This is a genomic window from Paraburkholderia sp. BR10923 (assembly GCF_040948765.1).
GTDB lineage: Bacteria > Pseudomonadota > Gammaproteobacteria > Burkholderiales > Burkholderiaceae > Paraburkholderia > Paraburkholderia youngii.
Map to the genome: position 1 here is coordinate 128,302 of NZ_JBFPKO010000004.1, position 18,384 is coordinate 146,685.

At 63.9% G+C, this 18,384-nt stretch carries 16 protein-coding genes; 1 reads left to right on the top strand and 15 read right to left on the bottom strand.

Translation table 11 applies throughout. The annotated features are described in order from the left end of the window. From AB3X94_RS09105 to AB3X94_RS09170, 14 genes are all read right to left on the bottom strand, one after another. Window positions 1-1,425 carry a UbiA family prenyltransferase gene (locus AB3X94_RS09105; RefSeq protein WP_368611337.1) on the bottom strand — a complete coding sequence of 475 codons (1,425 nt, stop codon included), beginning with the start codon at window positions 1,423-1,425 and terminating at the stop codon, window positions 1-3. Between the two features lie 190 nt (window positions 1,426-1,615). Continuing rightward, window positions 1,616-2,749: a glycosyltransferase gene (locus AB3X94_RS09110; protein ID WP_368611338.1), complete on the bottom strand. Its 1,134-nt coding sequence runs from the start codon at window positions 2,747-2,749 to the stop codon at window positions 1,616-1,618. Then, the gene (locus tag AB3X94_RS09115) at window positions 2,746-3,999 is read right to left on the bottom strand and encodes a glycosyltransferase (RefSeq protein WP_368611339.1); all 1,254 of its coding nucleotides are present in this window, start codon (window positions 3,997-3,999) and stop codon (window positions 2,746-2,748) included. Before AB3X94_RS09115 ends, AB3X94_RS09110 begins: the two co-directional genes overlap by 4 nt. Then, complete coding sequence (gene wecB / locus AB3X94_RS09120; RefSeq protein WP_368611340.1) at window positions 3,992-5,113, bottom strand: non-hydrolyzing UDP-N-acetylglucosamine 2-epimerase; 1,122 nt, start codon at window positions 5,111-5,113, stop codon at window positions 3,992-3,994. The genes AB3X94_RS09115 and wecB overlap by 8 nt, the downstream gene beginning before the upstream one ends. Beyond that, window positions 5,110-6,687 (bottom strand): polysaccharide deacetylase, encoded by a 1,578-nt coding sequence (locus AB3X94_RS09125; RefSeq protein ID WP_368611341.1) that lies wholly within the window; start codon window positions 6,685-6,687, stop codon window positions 5,110-5,112. The genes wecB and AB3X94_RS09125 overlap by 4 nt, the downstream gene beginning before the upstream one ends. Then, window positions 6,684-8,066: a phenylacetate--CoA ligase family protein gene (locus tag AB3X94_RS09130; RefSeq protein ID WP_368611342.1), complete on the bottom strand. Its 1,383-nt coding sequence runs from the start codon at window positions 8,064-8,066 to the stop codon at window positions 6,684-6,686. Before AB3X94_RS09130 ends, AB3X94_RS09125 begins: the two co-directional genes overlap by 4 nt. A gap of 211 nt (window positions 8,067-8,277) precedes the next feature. Further along, window positions 8,278-9,057, bottom strand: coding sequence for an ABC transporter ATP-binding protein (locus AB3X94_RS09135; protein ID WP_368611343.1), 780 nt, complete (start codon window positions 9,055-9,057; stop codon window positions 8,278-8,280). 4 nt (window positions 9,058-9,061) lie between these two features. Then, window positions 9,062-9,880 carry an ABC transporter permease gene (locus AB3X94_RS09140; RefSeq protein ID WP_368611344.1) on the bottom strand — a complete coding sequence of 273 codons (819 nt, stop codon included), beginning with the start codon at window positions 9,878-9,880 and terminating at the stop codon, window positions 9,062-9,064. A 1-nt stretch (window position 9,881) separates the two neighbouring features. Next, window positions 9,882-11,297, bottom strand: coding sequence for a mannose-1-phosphate guanylyltransferase/mannose-6-phosphate isomerase (locus tag AB3X94_RS09145; RefSeq protein WP_368611345.1), 1,416 nt, complete (start codon window positions 11,295-11,297; stop codon window positions 9,882-9,884). A gap of 401 nt (window positions 11,298-11,698) precedes the next feature. Further along, window positions 11,699-12,625 carry a dTDP-4-dehydrorhamnose reductase gene (gene rfbD, locus AB3X94_RS09150; RefSeq protein WP_368611346.1) on the bottom strand — a complete coding sequence of 309 codons (927 nt, stop codon included), beginning with the start codon at window positions 12,623-12,625 and terminating at the stop codon, window positions 11,699-11,701. Window positions 12,626-12,634: 9 nt separating this feature from the next. Beyond that, the gene (rfbC, locus tag AB3X94_RS09155) at window positions 12,635-13,186 is read right to left on the bottom strand and encodes a dTDP-4-dehydrorhamnose 3,5-epimerase (RefSeq protein ID WP_368611347.1); all 552 of its coding nucleotides are present in this window, start codon (window positions 13,184-13,186) and stop codon (window positions 12,635-12,637) included. Continuing rightward, a complete protein-coding gene (gene rfbA, locus AB3X94_RS09160) occupies window positions 13,171-14,064 on the bottom strand; it encodes a glucose-1-phosphate thymidylyltransferase RfbA (RefSeq protein WP_368611348.1) in 894 nt (297 codons plus the stop codon). Before rfbA ends, rfbC begins: the two co-directional genes overlap by 16 nt. 10 nt (window positions 14,065-14,074) lie before the next feature. Next, window positions 14,075-15,136, bottom strand: a complete 1,062-nt coding sequence (rfbB, locus tag AB3X94_RS09165) for a dTDP-glucose 4,6-dehydratase (protein WP_368611349.1) — start codon at window positions 15,134-15,136, stop codon at window positions 14,075-14,077. 385 nt (window positions 15,137-15,521) lie between these two features. Next, window positions 15,522-16,433 (bottom strand): GDP-mannose 4,6-dehydratase, encoded by a 912-nt coding sequence (locus tag AB3X94_RS09170; protein ID WP_368611484.1) that lies wholly within the window; start codon window positions 16,431-16,433, stop codon window positions 15,522-15,524. 171 nt (window positions 16,434-16,604) lie between these two features. On the opposite strand from AB3X94_RS09170, the gene AB3X94_RS09175 reads away from it, so the two are divergent. Then, window positions 16,605-17,477, top strand: coding sequence for a symmetrical bis(5'-nucleosyl)-tetraphosphatase (locus AB3X94_RS09175; RefSeq protein WP_176122579.1), 873 nt, complete (start codon window positions 16,605-16,607; stop codon window positions 17,475-17,477). Window positions 17,478-17,513: 36 nt separating this feature from the next. Here the strand turns inward: AB3X94_RS09175 and AB3X94_RS09180 are convergent, their stop codons facing one another. Next, entirely contained in the window at window positions 17,514-18,371 is an 858-nt protein-coding gene (locus AB3X94_RS09180; RefSeq protein WP_368611350.1) for a lysophospholipid acyltransferase family protein, read from the bottom strand. Window positions 18,372-18,384 lie beyond the last annotated feature (13 nt).

Genomic DNA, 18,384 nt, shown 5'->3' on the forward strand with positions numbered 1-18,384 from the left:
CTAGATCGCCATCCAGAAAACAATGCCGCACAGCGCGAAGATCAGCCAACTACTGCGGTCCTTCGCCGCGAATACGATCGGATCGTCATGCATCTGCCCGCGATGCGCGATGATCCACGCCCGGCTCACCCAGTAAAGCAGCAACGGACAGGCAATCCAGATGAACTGCGGATGCCGGTACAGGCTCGTGGTATTGGCGTCCTGGATGTAGAGGGCGAGAACCAGTACGGAAAGATAGCCCGAGGCCGCCCCAAGCGACGAGATCAGCGAAAGATCGCCGGACACATAGCCTCGGCCGCGCGACTTCACGAGGCCGCGCTCCTGCAGCGCATGCAGTTCCGCATAGCGCTTGACGAGCGCGAGGCTAAGAAAAATGAACATCGAAAACGCGAGCAGCCAGAATGTGAGTTTGGCATCGATCGCGGCCGCGCCGGCGATGATTCGCGTCGTATAGAGCAAGGCCAATACGACCACGTCCATCATGACCTGGCGCTTGAGATAAAGCGAATAGGCGAGCGTGAGTATGTAATACCCCAGCAGTACCAGCGCGAATTCGTGCGGCAGGCAGAACCACCCAATCGCCCCGCCCAGCACGAGCAGCACAGGAAAAAGCGCCGCGCCCCAGGCGAGCGGCAAGGAGCCGGAAGCGAGCGGGCGTTTGCGCTTTGTAGGGTGATGACGATCGTCGTCGAGATCGAGCAGGTCATTGAGCAGATAGACGCTCGACGCGCACATGCCGAACGCGAGAAAGGCCAGCACCGCTGACAGCAGGAGCGCGGAATCCGACGCTCGATGCGCCGCCAGCAGCGGAACGAAGATCAGCAGATTCTTGAGCCACTGATGCAGCCGCAGCGACTTTGCCCACGTCTTCGACAACTTGGAGCGTCCATCGATAACGCGCGCGACGTTGCCCTGCTTGCGCGCCGCGCGCTCCACACCATTCGACGGATTGACGACATACGCGCGCTCGGCGGCCGCCCAAACAGCCACGTCGTCATGCGAATTGCCCGCGTAGTCGAAACCTTTCTCGCCGAACTCGGCGACCAGTTTGTCGCGCTTGCGATGCGCGGACAGGTTGGTCAGGCCATCGGTCGCGAAGGTCTTGTCGAAGAACCCCAAGTGCTCGGCAATCGCATTCGCGTAGCGCTCGTGGCTCGCGGTGGCGAGGACGAGCGTGCGCCCCGCGGCTCGCTCCTCCTTAAGCCACTCGATGACCGCGGCGTCGTAAGGCAGAACCGTGACGTCGATATTGGTGGCCGCGGCGAGGCGCGCTTTAAGCCCGGCTTTACCCTCACGCACGAGCCACAGAAGCGGCTCATAGAAACGATGCGGGGCGGAACGGGTAAAAGCAAAGCCGCACTCAATCAGCACGTCCGAACGAATGAGCGTTCCGTCGAGGTCGACGACGAGAGGTTTGCTGCTCATTCCGTCGGCCGCCGCTGCGTGGAAATAGGGTGAGAAACCATTGGAGATCGTGGAAACGTAACTTTGCAAAGTTGAGACTGGACGCGACATGCGGCGCACCCTGTCCGCATTGGCGCAAGTATTACAACATCCGATGTGCGCGGCGGCTCCGCACCCATCTTTCAACAGAAGAAAGCGAAAAAATAAAGCTTCAGGAAGACAATACTTGTTCATACAGCGATTTATATGCGCTTCCCAACGCTGGCCCCGAAAATAACCGCTCATACCGCTCCCGCGCCGCCGCCCCCATCGCGCGCGCGAGCGGTTCGTCGAGCGCAAGCCGGTTGATCGCGGCGACGAGCGGCTCCGGCGCCTCGGGCGGCACGACAAAACCCGTCACCCCGTCCTCGTTCACGAACGATGTTCCGGACCCCACCTCACAGCACACCATCGGCTTGCCGAACATCGCCGCTTCGACCAGCACCATCCCGAACGCTTCGGAGCGCAAGTGCGACGGCAGCACCATGGCGCGACAGCCCTTGAGCAGGGCGACCTTTTCCTCATGCGAAACCTGCCCGGCGAACACGACGTTGCCCGCGCCATGCTCGCGCGCCAGCGCGGCGAGCCGCTCGCGCTCCGGTCCCGAGCCCGCGATGACGATCTTCGCCTGCACGTGACGCGCGGCCTCGACGAGCGTATGCAGGCCCTTGTAGTAGCGCAACACGCCGAGCGCCAGGAAATAAGTCTCGCCCGGCGCGAGACCGAGCCGGCTCTCGAGCTTGCGCCGCGCATCGGCCGGCTGGGGCGTGTCGCGATAGTCGATGATCCCCAGCGGAATCGTCTTCAGCCGCTCCTTCGACACGCACGCGGCGAGCGTCTCGCTGGTCCGCGCATAGGCCGGCGACGTCGCGACCACCGCGGACATGCTGCGCAGCGTGCGCCGCATCAGCGGCCCATAGACAGTGCCGAGCAGCTTCTGCCGCACGATGTCGGAGTGGTACGTCATCACCGTCGGCTTCTTGGTGCGTCCGAGCAGATGCAAGACGTCGGCGAACGGCCACGGGAAGTGAAAATGCACGACGTCGGCCCAGTCGGCCATCTCGCGATACCTGATCACCGAGCACGGCCCGCCGAGATCGCACGATGCCGGCGCGGCCCACGATTTCTCGCGGATCACCTGCCCTTCGGGACGCTCGACCACGGTCGGCGTCGGGCTCGGCGACAGGGTCAGGATGCGCGGTTCGACGCCGCGCTTGCGCGTCGCCAGCGCAATCTGGCGGATCGCTTCCTGCAGGCCGCCGGGCGGGTCCGGGAAGTAGGTGCGGTACACATGAACGACCCTCACGTGCGCACCTCCGCACCGTGTGGCTGCGCGCTGCCGCCGCCCGCTTGCGGGTAGCGGAAAGTAATCGCCAGCATCTTGTCCAGCCGCGCTTCCCACGTATTCTCGCCGACCGCCGCGCGCGCTTCGTCCGCGCTCAGCTTGCCGCGTGCAAGCTGCTTGTCGATCGCAGCGATGAACGCTTCCGCATCGCCGCCCACCTCGAGCCCCGCGCGCGGTTCCTTCGCGAAATCGAGCGGCGTCGACACAACCGGCAAACCGGCCGCCAGATATTCGTAGAACTTCATCGGAAACATCGAGTGCGTGTATTCGTTGATCAGCGTCGGCAGCACCCCGACCCGCATGCCGCGCAAATACTGCGGCAGCGCGCGATACGGCCGGTAGCCGAGCAGATGCACGTTCGGCAGACGCTTGAGCTGCGCGAGCAGGTCGCTGCGCTGCCCTTCGCGCTCCTCGCCGATGATCACCCATTGCCACCCCGGGCGCGCCTGCGCGGTCTGCAGCAGCAGCGGCAGGTCGACCTTGAAGTCCGACAGCACGCCGTGGTACACGAGCCGCGGCTCGTCGATCGCGGCGAGCTCGGCGGGCAGCGAGCCGTCTTCGCGCGCCGTGCCGAAGTGCGCGTCATCGACGACGTTGCCGAAGAAATGCGTATTCGGGTTGAACGGCAGACATACGTCCTTCAGCGACTGCGCGGTCGTAAACACCGCCTCGCAGCGGCCGAGCAGATCCTGCTGGGCATTGCGGAACGCGTCGACGTCGACACCGGGAATCGCCGCGATATCGTCGACACAGTGGTAAACCAACGGCCCGCGCCGCAGCGTCGCGATCGCATCGAGCATGTACGGGTGGTAGGTCCACACGACCGGCTTGTCGTAGCGACGCGACCTCGCGAAGCGGTTCACCGAACAGCGCAGCATCGCCTGATTCAGCGAGCGCACGAACGGCAGATGATGCCCGGCCGGCACCATCAGCGGCGACAGCACCCAGATGTTGTCGGCGCGGCGCGGCGGACCGAGCACGAGCGACTGCACGCCGCGCCACAGGCGCCGCCACAGTCGCGACCAGTCGCGGCCGCTGGCCACTTTCGGCGAACGGAAGCCGACGCTTTCCACATACAGGATCCGCCAGCCGCGCGCGGCGAGGATACTAGCGGTGTGCTGCTTGTTGGTCCAGTACGGCTCGTCCCAGTCGGCGGTCGAAAACAGCACGCAGTCTTGCGGGGGAAGCACGGGGTTCTTGCCGTCAGCCAACGAACACCTCGACCGGTCGGCCGCGCAGGCTGTCGACGATGCGCCGCGACGCCAGCCCGTCGCCGTACGGATTCGCGCGATCGCGCAGCGCGGCGCGCCGCGCCGGATCGTCGAGCCAGCCGATTACCGCGCTTTCGATGCTAGCTGCGCTCTGGCCCGCGAGTGTCGCGAAGCCGGCATCGACACCTTCGCGGCGCTCGGTGTGATTGCGCATCACGACGACCGGCACGCCGAAGGTCGGCGCTTCCTCCTGGATGCCGCCCGAATCGCTGACCACGACGGCGCTGCCGCTGATCAGGTAAAGGCTCGTCGGATAGTCGACCGGCTCGATCAGCGCGAGATTCGGAATGCCATCGAGCTCGCGATGCACGGGCTCGCGCACGGCCGGGTTCAGATGCACGGGGAACACCCAGCGGTATTCGCTATAGCGCTGACACAAATCGCGCAGCACGCGGCAGATGTCCTGCAGCACGTCGCCGAAATTCTCGCGCCGATGGCATGTCACGAGCACGTGCTGCTGCTGCGCGCCATGCCATGCGGGCAGCGGACTCGTCGGCGGCGTGACGCTCCAGCTCGCGCGCACTTCGCCGATCGCATCGACGACCGTGTTGCCGGTCACGACGATCTTCGCGGCCGCGACACCTTCGACAAGCAGGCTGTCGCGCGCGCGCGAGGTCGGCGCGAAGTGCAGCGTCGCGATGCGGCCGAGCAGGCTGCGATTCGCTTCCTCGGGAAACGGACTCGTGAGATCGCCGGTGCGCAGCCCCGCCTCGACGTGGCCGACGCGGATGCCACGGTGGAACGCCGCGAAGCCCGCGCAAAACGCGGTCGTCGTGTCGCCCTGCACGATCACCCAGTCGGGACGCACTTCGTCGAGCGCGCGATCGAGCGCGGCGATCAGGCGCGACGCGAGCGCGTTCAGCGATTGCCCCGGGTGCATCGTTTCGAGCGTGATGTCGGGTTCGATGCCGAAGAATTCGAGCGCCTGCGCGGCCATGTCCCTGTGCTGCCCGCTCGCGCAGACGATCGTGTCGAACTCGCAGCGCAGCGCTCTCACGAGCGGTGCAAGCTTGATGACCTCGGGGCGCGTGCCCATCACCACCATGACTTTCATCGCAGTGCTTTCCCCGCCTCGACCTTGGTATGAGCGCCCCGGAACTCGACGCCGAGCGCGAGCGGCGTCGTGTCGGCGCATGGCGTGACGACGCTGAATACACCGTCTTGTTCGACGATCTGCGCGAGCGAGCGAAAGCGCAGGAAATCGAGCGCGGCTTCCTCGTGCAGGAACAGAGGCCGTCGCGCCTTGCCGCGTATGTAGGCGATGAACTGCTCGTGCGCGTCGATGCGCGCCGCCTCGTCGGACCAGCCGTACGCGTAACGCTCGGAGAACGGATGGTCGAGATAGCCGAACAGCGTGTTGGTCGCGTATGCGGTGTCGAAAGCCTGCTTGAAGATCGCAAGCGGATCGCCGGCCTTCAGCATGCAGTCGCCGTGCAGCATGCACTGCTGGCTATGACCGACGAAGCCCGCGGGCAAGCCGGCCAGGGCGCCGCCGCGCGCGGTCAGGAACTCGGGATCGTTGCGGATGATGCCGCCGATGCAGCCCGCGTAGCCCGCGTCGATCAGGCCGCGCATCGCGTACGGCGGCGACTGGTGAAACGGCGACACCGCGTAGCGCACCGGCACACCGGTCGCGCGTTCGAGCAGTTCGGCCGATTGCACACCTTCCGCGATCGCGGTGTCGTAGCTGCCGCCCCAGTTCGGCGAATGCGTCGCCGTGTGCGACAGCACCGCGCCCTGTTGCCGATCGGCGAGCAGTTCGCGCAGGATGTCGTGCTGGCCGCCGCGTTGCAGGTTCTGCGTATGCACGGCGAGCGTGAACGGCACGCCGAGACGCCGATACGCGTGCCACAACGGGCGCGCCGATTCGACGTCCTCGTCGCAATCGAGCCGCGACGTGATCGCCGCGTCATAGCCCCACGGCAGTTCGCTCAGCACCGGCTGACACGGCAGCGAATCGGACCGGTAGCCGGACAGAAACTGCTCGACGAGGCGCCATTCGAACGAATCGCACGGGCCGACCGGACGGTTGAACCACAGCACGCCCGATGCGCCCGCATCCCACAGCGCCGCATACGCGAACTGCGGCTCGCCGTTCACGACGACCGCGGCCAATTCTGCCTCGGCCGGGACTTCAGGCGCTTCCGCGAGCGCCCAGATCGAACCGTCGGCGCGAATCGCGCCATAGCCGAGGTTGTTCCATTCGTCGGTGAAATCAAAGCGCTCGAACGGGCGATGCCATGCGGCGCCGCAGAGTGTCCGCGCGAGCGCGCCGTAGTGCACCGCCGCCGCGCTTTCGCGCGACTCGCCCGAAGGCGCCGATGCACTGCGGCTCGCTTGTGCCAGTTCGGTTGACAAGGCCGCTGGCCGATAGCGCAGATAGCCCGCGAGCGCGATCGGCATATGGCCGAATACGATCAGCTTGCGCGGCCGCGCATTCACGTAGGCGATCAGGTCGGCGCTCCACGCGTCGGGCGCGTCGACCGCGACCACGACGTCGGGCGCGATCTCGTGCAGCATGTTGCGCGTGATCGCGTGCGCCTGGGTCCCACTGACCGAGCGCCGCAGCGCCGCCAGCACATATTGGCCAGCGTCGGCGCGCGCATCGGGAAATGCGACGCCGATCATGCGCTCACCACGTGGCGAAATTTGGCGCGGCTGCCCACCCGCACGAAATCGTCGTGACCAACGTAAGCGATCGTGAACGCGTCCTGCCAGAAGTGGCGCAGCTTCGCGGTCGTCTCTTCCGCGTTCGCGTGCGGTTCGAGCACGATGCGCAAGGTGGGCGGCGTCGTGCGCAGATCGATCTGGAATTCCTGGATGCCGCCGACGCGGTGATCGAGCATGTCCTGGATGTGGTGCGTGGGATGCGCGACGCCGTTGATCGGCACGACGTCGTGAATCCGGCCGACCACGTCGGCCACGAAGAAACCTTTCTCGGTCTCCTGCACGCGGGCGAGGTCGCCCGTCGTGTAGCGGATCAGCGGCATCAGCCGGTTGCGGAAACCGGTGAACACGAGTTCGTGCGCGCCATCGGGGTTGTCGAGCCCGACGCGGCTTTCCGGCCAGCCTTCCGATTCGAGGATCTGGAAGCCGCCCTCATGACCGTCGAGCTCGTAGGCCATCACGCCGAGCTCGGCGAGGCCGTAACGGTCGATCACGCGGCAGCGCAACGCCTTCGCGATCATCTCGCGCGCATGCGGCTCGAGCAGCTCGCCGCTCGACTCGAACACCTGGAACGCCTTGCCGCCGCCGTACTTGCGTTGCACGTAGCAGGCGAGCGCGTACATCGTCGATGGATGCGAATGCGCGAGATACGGGCGGCGGCGCTTCAGCGTGCGCCACATTTCCTCGAGGCCTTGATCGTCGATGCGGTCGAAGAAGATGTTGCTGCGATTCATCGCGAAGCATTTGAAGTCTTCGCGCGATGGCCACTCGGGCACCGCCTGATCGGGGAAGCGGCACGCGAAGTGCAGCTCCGAACGATGGCGCAGCTTGCCGATCCGCTCGCGGCAATAGTTGGTGACCGCCGAGGAATAATCGGCGCCTTCCAGGTCGTAGTAGATCGTCGTGGACAGGCCGGTCGAGCCGCCGGTCTTGCACGTGTGGTGCTTGCCCGCCTCGAGCGGCCCCGACAACAGACGCGTCCCCTGCTCGCGGATGATGTCCTTGGTCAGATACGGCAGTTCTTCCAGGTAGCGCGGGTCGTCCTTGACCTTGGCGGGATCGAACTGCTTCGCATGGAATAGGTCGCGATAGTAAGGCACCTTCGCGCCGGCGAATTCGAGCGTGGCGACGAGCCGTTCGAGCGCGATGCGGCGGCGATGCGGCATCGGCAGCGAATAGTGCTCGTGCAGCTCGCGGATTTTCGGGCGCACGTTGCGCTTTTCGGCGTTCTCCGCAATCGGATACGCGATATAGCCGCCCACGAAACCCTTCAGTGTGCGAAACGGCTGACGCACCAGCAGGGATTCGGAGTAGCGCAGAAATGGGTGATTAGCTCGCATCAAATTCGAACCTTGTTACGCCTCGGGCGTCTGCCACGAGGGTGTTGCTGAACTACGGGACTGGTTGGCGCCGAAGAGCCGGTAAGCCGCCGAGCCACGAAGCCGTCGGATTTGGCTGCCGCCGGCGCATTCGCAGGCCGCACGTCGCGCTGCGGCGCGCATCCGGCAGGTGCACAACGCGCCGCGCCGGCCTCGCGCCCGTGCGCTCAGCTCAGTGCGGCAACTGCGCGGTGTGGCTGATGAGCGGCTCGTCGATCGGTTCCGGCGGCGGCAGCACCGGTTCGTCTGCGACCATCTTGCCGTGCTCCATCGAGATCTTGCGGTTGCACACGCGCGCGACCAGCGAAGGATCGTGCGACGCCACCACCAGCAGCGCCGCCTTGCCGACGAGGCCTTCCAGACGCTCGGCCGCCTTCACGCTGAACTCGGCGTCGCCGACGCTCAGCCATTCGTCCATGATCAGGATGTCAGCTTCGACGCTCGTGGAGATCGCGAACGCGAGGCGCAGCATCATCCCGCTCGAATAGGTGCGCACCGGCAGATTCAGGTAGTCGCCGAGTTCGCTGAAATCCGCGATCTCGTCGATCTTGCTGCGGATGCGCGCGGGCTTCAGCCCGTCGAGAATGCCACGCAGATAGATGTTTTCGAAGCCGGTCGCGTCGGGGTCGAGGCCCATCGACACGTCGAGCAGTGAGGCGATCTTGCCCTGCACCTTCAACTCGCCGCGCACCGGCGCATAGACGCCCGACAGCGTGCGCAGCAGTGTCGTCTTGCCCGAGCCGTTGTGGCCGATCAGGCCGATGCGCTCGCCTTCGCCGAACGTGAAGCTCAGGTCGTCGATCGCTCGCACGACCGCATGGCGACCCGCGTCCTGGCCGATCCGGCCGCCCGTCGTCAGATTGAGCACCGCCTTTTTCAGCGAGCGATGCGAGTTCTCGTAAATCGGAAATTCGACGGAGATGTTACGAGCGACAATCGATGAAGAACTCACAATATCAAAGCCAGTAAGGAACGCGATTACGGAAACGCTTCATCAGGATCTGCGCGAACGCGAATCCGACGATCAACAGACCAATCGACCACGCCCACGACTCCCAGTGGGTCGGGCGGCCGGTGAGCGGCGCGCGCACCGTTTCGATCAAGTGATACAGCGGGTTGTATTCGGCGACCCACGCGCGGTCCTTCAGGATTTCCGGCGACCACATGACCGGCGTGAAGAAGAACACGACCTGGATCAGATTCGTGACGATCGGCGGAATGTCGCGAAAGCGCGCGCACAGCACGCCGAGCGTGACGCCGAGCCATACGCCGTGCAACAGCAGGATCACGAGCGAGAACGGCACCAGCACGAATTCCCAGCCCGGCCAGTGACCGAATACGAGCAGCAGCACGACGACGACCGGTAGGCTATGCAGCAGGATCACGAAGTTGCGCCACGCGATGCGGCACACGTGCACGGTGAGCGGCAGCCTGATCTGCTTGATCAGATAGGCCGAGCCGATAAAGGCCATGCAACCCTCGTTGGCAACCGACGCCAGATACGCCCACACGACGAGACCCACCGCTAGATACGGCAGGTAGTCCGAGATTTCCTGGTTGAGCAGCGTCGAATACAACGCGCCGAGCACGACCACCATGATGATCGTGCTCAGCGTGAACCAGAACGGCCCGAGCACCGAGCGGCGATAACGCTGCCGGATGTCGTGCCAGCCGAGCGTGCCCCAGACCCGCACCGCTTTCATGCCGACCAGCAGGTCGTCGCGCTCGTTGTGACGGGTCAGGTCTTCAGAGTCGTTAGTAAAACTTACATCCATCTCAAGTTCGCCCGTAAATGTCTTCGAAGCGAACGATGTCGTCTTCGCCCAGATATTCGCCGCTTTGTACTTCGATCATCACAAGCTCTACGACGCCTGGGTTTTCGAGGCGATGTTTGTGGCCCGCGGGAATATAGGTCGACTCGTTAGTCGACACGAAGAACTCTTTCTCGCCGTTGACGACCTTCGCCATGCCGCTCACCACGACCCAATGTTCGCTGCGGTGATGATGCATCTGCAGGCTCAAACTTGCGCCCGGCTTCACCTCGATGCGCTTGATCTTAAAGCGCGCCCCCTCTTCGAGGACCGAGTACGCGCCCCACGGCCGATGCACGGTGCGATGCACCTTGTACGTCTCATGGCCACGCGACTTCAGCTCCGCGAAAATCTGCTTGACGTCCTGCGCACGATCCCTATGCGACACGAGCAGCGCATCAGGCGTGTCGATCACGATCAGGTTGTCAACGCCGACCGCGCCGATCAGGCGGCCGCTGCTGCGAAGATACGAGTTCTTTACGTCGACGAGCAGCGCCTCGCCTTCGACGCGATTGCCGCTCGCGTCGGCCGGCGACAGATCGGACAGTGCGGTCCAAGAACCAACGTCGGTCCATCCGAGGTCGCAACAGACTACCGCCGCTTGCTGGCACTTCTCCATCACCGCGTAGTCGAACGACAGTTCCGGTACCGCGCCGAAGCAGCCCGGCTCGAGGCGCACCTGCGCGCCGGTCTTGCCGGCGGCAGACGGGGATTTCTCGATGCATTCGGCGGCGGCGTCGAGGATGTGCGGGCAGTGCTCGCGCATTTGCTTCAGGATCGTGCCCGCGGTGAAGCAGAACATGCCCGAGTTCCACACGAAGCGCCCCGAAGCGAGATATTCGCGGGCATTCTCCAGCGACGGCTTCTCGACGAAACGCACGACGTTCTCGCCGTCGGCTTCGATATAGCCGTACCCAGTTTCCGGCGTGTCCGGCTGCATGCCGAAGGTCACGACCTTGCCGGCCTCCGCAAGCCCCTGTGCGCGCGCGACAGCCGCCGCGAATGCGGTCTGGTCAGCGATCAGATGATCGGCGGCAAGCACCAGCATCACCGTGCCCTCGCCGTGCGCCTTCGCGGTATGCAATGCCGCAGTCGCGACCGCTGCAGCGGTGTTGCGGCCAAACGGTTCGAGGATGAACGAGGTCGATATGCGGTGCGTATTGACCTCGCGAAAATCGTCTTCTGTTTTGAAGAACAGATCACGATTGGTAACCGTCAATACTTCTGTCACATCGGGCAGAGCAATCGCGCGCAGAAACGCTTTTTGCAACAGGCTTTCGCCGTCGGCGAGACGGATGAACGGCTTGGGGTGCGATTCGCGGGACACGGGCCAGAGCCTCGATCCCGCTCCACCGCAAAGAATGATCGGCAACAAACTCACAGATTCCTCTCGGTACAGTATTTATTACTCGGTTGCAGTTAATTTGCGCATGATCTACTAGCTACGCAAGTGCTGATCTGCATCCCCAATGCGCCCCATGAAACCGGCGCGTAGTACAGCCATGCTTACGCTTCTTGCATGCATTCGTCGAATATTGGTGCGCCGCGCCGTGCCGCGGGCCCTAGACATCGCCCTCACGTCGAGCGATATTCTACCGCTGTGCTCTTTCACCATTGTCAGATACTCGCACGATGGGTCTTCATCGACGTGAACAGCAGTAATAGGACCGCATCAGCGGCGAGCAGACCGCGATACAGTGCGTTCGACGCAACGCATTCGGTGGGATCCGTCACTGCGCAGCACGCCGCACAAACGTGCGACAACTCCGTTGAAGCCCGACTTCAGGCCCGCGCCGCCGGTGACTTCGGAAAACCGTCCGTCAAACACAGCTTCAGCGCGTCGCGCCAATGCGGCGCGGCCAGCCCGAACACGCGCGCCAGCTTGTCGTTGGACATTCTGGAATTGGCTGGGCGCCTGGCCGGCGTCGGGTAATACGAGGCGGGAATCGGCAGCGTGTTCGGCTTGTTCGGCAAATCCGCGAGTTCGAAAATCGCGGACGCGAAGCCGTGCCACGACGTCGAGTCGCCCGCGCACAGGTGATAGATGCCCGAACGCTCGCTCCACCACTTCGCACTGTCGTCGGCGGCAAAGGACTGCGCGCACAGATGCGCGGTCAGCGTCGCAATCGTGTTGCACCAGGTGGGCGCGCCGACCTGGTCGGCGACCACCTTCAGCTCGGGGCGATCGGCGCCGAGCCGCAACATGGTCAGCAGAAAGTTCTTGCCGCGCGTGCCGTATACCCAGCTCGTGCGCAATACCAGGTGATTCACGCCGTTCGCCGCGATCGCCTGCTCGCCCGCGAGCTTGCTGGCGCCGTAGACGTTCTGCGGATCGGTCGGATCGTCTTCAACGTATGCGCCTTCTTTCGTGCCGTTGAACACATAGTCGGTCGAATAGTGGATCAGCGCGGCGCCGAGCTTTTTCGCTTCCTCGGCGAGCACGCCCGGTGCTTCGCCGTTGATGCGCATCGCCAGATCGCGGTCTTCTTCGGCTTTGTCCACCGCGGTATAAGCGGCCGGATTGACGATCAGCGCGGGACGCACGTCGCGCACCACCGCGCGAATCTGATCGAGGTTCGACAGATCGAGCCGCGAGCGGTCGACCGCGACCACGTTGCCGAGCCCTTGCAGCGTGCGCGCGAGCTCATAGCCGACCTGGCCATTTACGCCGGTGACGAGAATCGTCCGTGTCGCGTCGTGTGCGCTCATGCGTTTCCTCTATGCGTAGACTTCGGCGTCGGCGAGACGCTTGCCCGCCGCATCCTTGGCCGCGAGCAGCGGCTCGAAGTCGATCGGCCATTCGATGCCGATCGACGGATCGTTCCATACGATGCTGCGCTCGTGCTCGGGAAACCAGTAATCCGTGGTCTTGTAGAGGAACTGCGCGGACTCCGACAGCGCGACGAAGCCGTGCGCGAAACCGGGCGGCACCCACAGCTGCCGGTGGTTTTCGACCGACAGCGTCACGCCGACCCACGTGCCGAAATTCGGCGAACTCTTGCGGATATCGACGGCGACGTCGAACACCTCGCCCTCGACCACGCGCACGAGCTTACCCTGCGCATGCTGGATCTGATAGTGCAGACCGCGCAGCACGCCGCGAGCCGAGCGCGAATGATTGTCCTGCACGAACTCGACACCTCGCTCGACCTTCTCGGCGAATTCGAGCGCATTGAAGCTTTCGAAGAAAAAGCCGCGCGCATCGCCGAACACCTTCGGCTCGATGATCTTGACTTCGGGCAGCGAGGTTGCGGTTACCTGGATGGCCATGCGACTCGATCCGTCAGAATGTTTTGCAGGTACTGGCCGTAGCCATTTTTGGCGAGCGGCCTGGCGAGCGCGAGCAGTTGCTCGCCATCGATCCATTGGCGCCGGTAAGCGATCTCTTCCGGACACGCAACCACCAGACCCTGGCGCTTTTGCAGCGTGGCGATGAAGGTCGCGGCTTCGATCAGCGAATCGTGCGTGCCGGTGTCGAGCCACGCATAACCGCGGCCCAGGATTTCGACGTTGAGCGTCGCGTTCGAGAGGTAGCGCGAGTTCACGTCGGTAATTTCGAGCTCGCCGCGCTGCGAAGGCTTGATGTCGGCGGCGATGTCGCAGACCTGTTTGTCGTAGAAATACAGGCCCGTGACCGCGTAGTTCGAACGGGGCCTCGCTGGCTTCTCTTCGATCGACAATGCGCGGAACTGCCTGTCGAATTCGACGACGCCGTAACGCTCCGGATCCTGCACGTGATATGCGAACACGGTCGCGCCTTCGGTCTGAGCGTCGGCGCGCTCCAGTTGCTTCGCGAGATCGTGGCCGTAGAAGATGTTGTCGCCGAGAATTAGCGCCGACGGATCGTTGTTCACGAACTCGCGGCCGATGATGAACGCCTGCGCGAGCCCATCCGGCGACGGCTGCACCGCGTACTGGATGTTCATGCCCCACTGGCTGCCGTCGCCGAGCATCGCCTCGAACCGTGGCGTGTCCTGCGGCGTGGAGATGATCAGCACGTCGCGAATACCCGCCACCATCAGCGTGGACAGCGGGTAGTAGATCATCGGCTTGTCGTACACCGGCAGCAGCTGCTTGGAGACGACGTGCGTGATCGGATACAGGCGAGTGCCCGAACCGCCCGCGAGAATAATGCCTTTGCGCGCCATTGCCGTGCCTTTACGCGCGCTGCGCGTAGTTGGTCTCTACCCACTTCCGGTATTCGCCCGAAGCGACTTCGTCGACCCATTGCTGGTTGTCGAGATACCACTGGACCGTTTTGGCGAGCCCCGTCTCGAACGTTTCCGCCGGCTTCCAGCCGAGTTCGCGCTCGAGCTTGCGGGCGTCGATCGCGTAACGGCGGTCGTGGCCCGGACGATCCGTCACATAGGTGATCTGGTCGCGATAGGAGCCCGCCGCCTTCGGACGTTGCTGGTCGAGCAGGTCGCACAGCGTGTGCACGACCTCGAGATTCTTCTTCTCGTTCCAGCCGCCGACGTTGTACGTCTCGCCCGGGGTGCCCCGCGCGAGCACTTCGCGGATCGCGCTGCAGTGGTCGCCGACGTACAGCCAGTCGCGCACGTTCTGCCCGTCGCCATACACCGGCAGCGGCTTGCCGCCGAGCGCGTTGGCGATCATCAGCGGAATCAGTTTTTCGGGGAACTGGTAGGGACCGTAGTTGTTCGAGCAGTTGGTGGTCAGCACCGGCAGGCCGTACGTGTGATGGTAGGCGCGCACGAGGTGATCCGAACCGGCCTTGGTCGCCGAATAGGGGCTATTCGGCGCATAGGGCGTCGCTTCGGAGAACTGCAGATCGGTTGCGGACAGCGAGCCGAACACTTCGTCGGTCGACACGTGCAGGAAGCGAAACGCGGCGCGCTCCGCTTCACCCAGCGTGTTCCAGTAGCTGCGCGTCGCTTCGAGCAACGTGAAGGTTCCGACCACGTTGGTCTGCACGAAATCGGCCGGACCGTGAATCGAGCGATCCACATGGCTCTCGGCCGCGAAATGCAGCACGGCGCGCGGCTTGTGTTCCGCCAATAGCGCATCGAGCGCGGCGCGATCGCAGATGTCAACGCGCGCGAAAATGTGTTTGGAATTGCCCTGTAGCGACTTCAGCGTGCCCAGATTGCCGGCGTAGGTCAGTTTGTCTACGTTGAGCACCGTTTCGTCCGACGCATTCAGCCAGTCGAGCACGAAATTAGCGCCGATAAATCCGGCACCGCCCGTTACCAGGATCATGTAATTCCCTTGTCGATGTTAGTGACAGGCAGCGAAAAACTTGCGACCTGTTCACCACGCGTGGCGTCCAATTCTCTGGTCGTCCGAGGCGTCTCGCGGAGAGCGGACACTCAGACGCCAATTTTATGAAGCCCCAATTATAAAGCTGCCCAGTGCAAAAACTAGAACCCTAACAACTTGAAACAGCTTGACAGAATTCGTTGCCGCTGGTCTGCAAAATGGAGTCTTTCGGTGCGGTTACGCGCATTTTGACGCTTGTAATGATCTGCACGACATACTGTGCGGGACGGCGCGCAAAGACTGGGAAACGAACAGGAAGAACGGGCAAAAGCGCCGCGAAAGGCCGCGAATGCAGACCATCAGAAGATTGCTCGCGCGAACGCGCTCAGGCCGCGAGCATCCATCGCAGCGTATCGATGAACGGGATCGACTCGACCGCCGGCACCAGCGACTGCAATTTGGCGGGCGATCCGGCAAGCATCTTGACGTCCGTTTGCCGGACAAAGGCGGGATTGACCTGGACTTCGATGTCGTGACCGGTGAGTTCGCTCGCGGTCGTCAGGATCTCACGCAACGAATACGGCTTGCCGGTGCAGACGTTGACGATCTCGGCGGCGACATCGGAGTCGAGCAACGCCTCATACGCACTCGCCACATAGCGCACGTCGGAGAAGTCGCGCGCGATGTCGATATTGCCGAGTTCGATCGACGCCGCGCGACGTGCGAAGTGGCTGACGATCTTCGGCACGAGGAAGTTCACCGCCTGGCCGCGGCCGGTGTAGTTGAACGGCCGCACGATCAGGATCGGCAGACGGTCGAACCATGTGCGCACCAGCGCTTCCATTGCCGCCTTGCTGGCCGCGTAATGATTGACCGGCGTCAGCGCAAAGCTCTCGTCGATCGCGGCGCTGCTGACGTTGCCATACACGTTCGCGCTGCTTGCGATCAGCAGCTTGCGCGGCACGTGGCCGATCGCGGCGCAGGCTTCCAGCAGGTTCAGCGTGCCGATCACGTTGACGCGATAAAAGTCGAGCGGATCGTTGTGTCCCACGAAGCTGATCGCGGCCAGATGCACGATGTAATCGGGCCGCACGGCGTCGAGCACGCGCCGGCAGTCTTCCGGTGAGGTGATATCGAGCTTGACGCGTGTCGGCGTGTCGGGCTCGTCGCGGCCGGACACCGCTTCGATCAGGGTGTACCCACGCCCGATCAGCTTCTCGACCAGATAGCGGCCGGTAAAACCGTTCGCACCGGTGACGAGCGCGCGAAATGATTGCTTCGCGGCGGGAGACGACATGCTGGCTTCGTTCACGAGAGAGTCATCCTGTTGTTGTATTGGAATAGCGCGCGGTCCATAGCGCGATATCCGAACCGCAAACGGGCTATTATGTCACGCTAGCTTGCTGCTCTGCCCAGCGTGGCACGCGTCGTGCAACAGCGCGCGTATCGAATCGATCCGATTTTCTCGATGACACCCCACAACGCTTCCAGTACGTCCGCTCCCCTCGTTCCTCTTGCATTCGGCGATCTGCAAGGCTGCCGTGCGCCGTTTCAGCAACTGCTCGCCAAAGCCGCGCCTCCGGACGGCACACCGCTGTGGTTCGCCGGCGATCTGATCAACCGCGGCCCCGACTCGCTCGACACTTTGCGGGACGTCATCGCGTTCGGCGAGCGCGCGGTGCCGGTGCTCGGCAATCACGATCTGCATCTGCTGTCGGTGTCCGCGGGGATTCGCAAGTCGAAGAAAGGCGACACGATCGAAGACATCCTCGCCGCGCCCGATGCCGCCGATCTGCTCGAGTGGATTCGCCACCGGCCGCTCGCGCATTTCGACAACGGCATGCTGATGGTGCACGCGGGCGTGCTGCCGCAATGGGATACGACGCTGACGCTGGAACTCGCCGACGAATTGCAGCGCGCGCTGCGTGCGCCGAACTGGAAAGAAACGCTTGCCGGCCTGTACGGCAACGAGCCGAACCGCTGGAAGCCGGGCCTGAAGGGAATCGAGCGTCTGCGCGTTACGTGCAGCGCGTTGACGCGCATGCGCTTTTGCAGCGCCGATGGGGTGATGGATTTCAGCAGCAGCGGCACGCTCGCATCCACGCCGAGCGGTTGCATGCCATGGTTCGACGTGCCGTCGCGCCAGACCGCCGACGTGACCGTCGTGTTCGGTCATTGGGCCGCGCTCGGCCTGATGCTGCGCGACAACCTGATCGGCCTCGACTCGGGTTGCGTGTGGGGGCAGAAGCTGTCGGCGGTACGGCTCGCGCGAAATCCTGCGGAGCGTACGTTGACGCAGGTCGATTGCGATTCGTGCGGTGTGCCGCGCGGGGGCAATTAAACAGAAGCCGGCGACGCTGCCCGGCAGCGCCGCCGCTCAGGCCGAGCGGCGCGGCTGATCGACGGGCTCGATCAGCGTTTCCGGCGTCTCGGCGGCGTCGCTCGACGACGCGGCAGCTACCACGTCGCCTTCTTGCGCGACCGTCCCCGCCACTGCGTTGCCGGCCTGCATGTCCCGCAACGCGTTCGCCACCACGTGCTGAGCCTGCGCCGCGAGCACCCGCCGGTCGGCGTTCGGCGCGAGCGGTGCGCCGACATAGACGTGAGCGGTTAGCGGACCGCCACGCAACAGCATATCGAGCGAGTCGGACAACGAGACATCGTCGATATACGCGGGTGCGGTCGACTGCCGGCCTTGCGCATCCTCGTACATGATGCACAGCGGCTGCACCGGCACACCGGCCGACACCGCCGCCTGAAACATGTTCGCGTGAAACGGCAGCAACTCGAGCCCGTTCGACGTCGTGCCTTCGGGGAACACGCACATCAGTTCACCCGCACTGAGGCGATCGGCGAGTTCGTGCATGATCCGCTTCGCGTCGCTGCGCTTCTCGCGCTGGATGAACACCGTGTCGAGCTGCTGCGCGAGCCAGCCGACCACCGGCCATTGCCGGATCTCCGCCTTCGACACGAACGGCGTCGGCCGCCACGCGTTGATCACGTAGATGTCGATCCACGAGATGTGATTGGCGACGACGAGCGCGCCACGATCGAGCCGCACCGCATCGTTATGCACGACAAGGCGCATGCCGCACAGCCGCAGCATCTTCAGCGACCACGCGCGATTGAGCGCGTGACGCCGCTCGGCGCTCGCGTTCGGAAAGCGCGTCGCGACGGTCCACATGCCGTGCAGCAGATGCGTGATGAGACGGATCTTGCGTAACGCGAGCTTCATGGGCGGGGCCTTC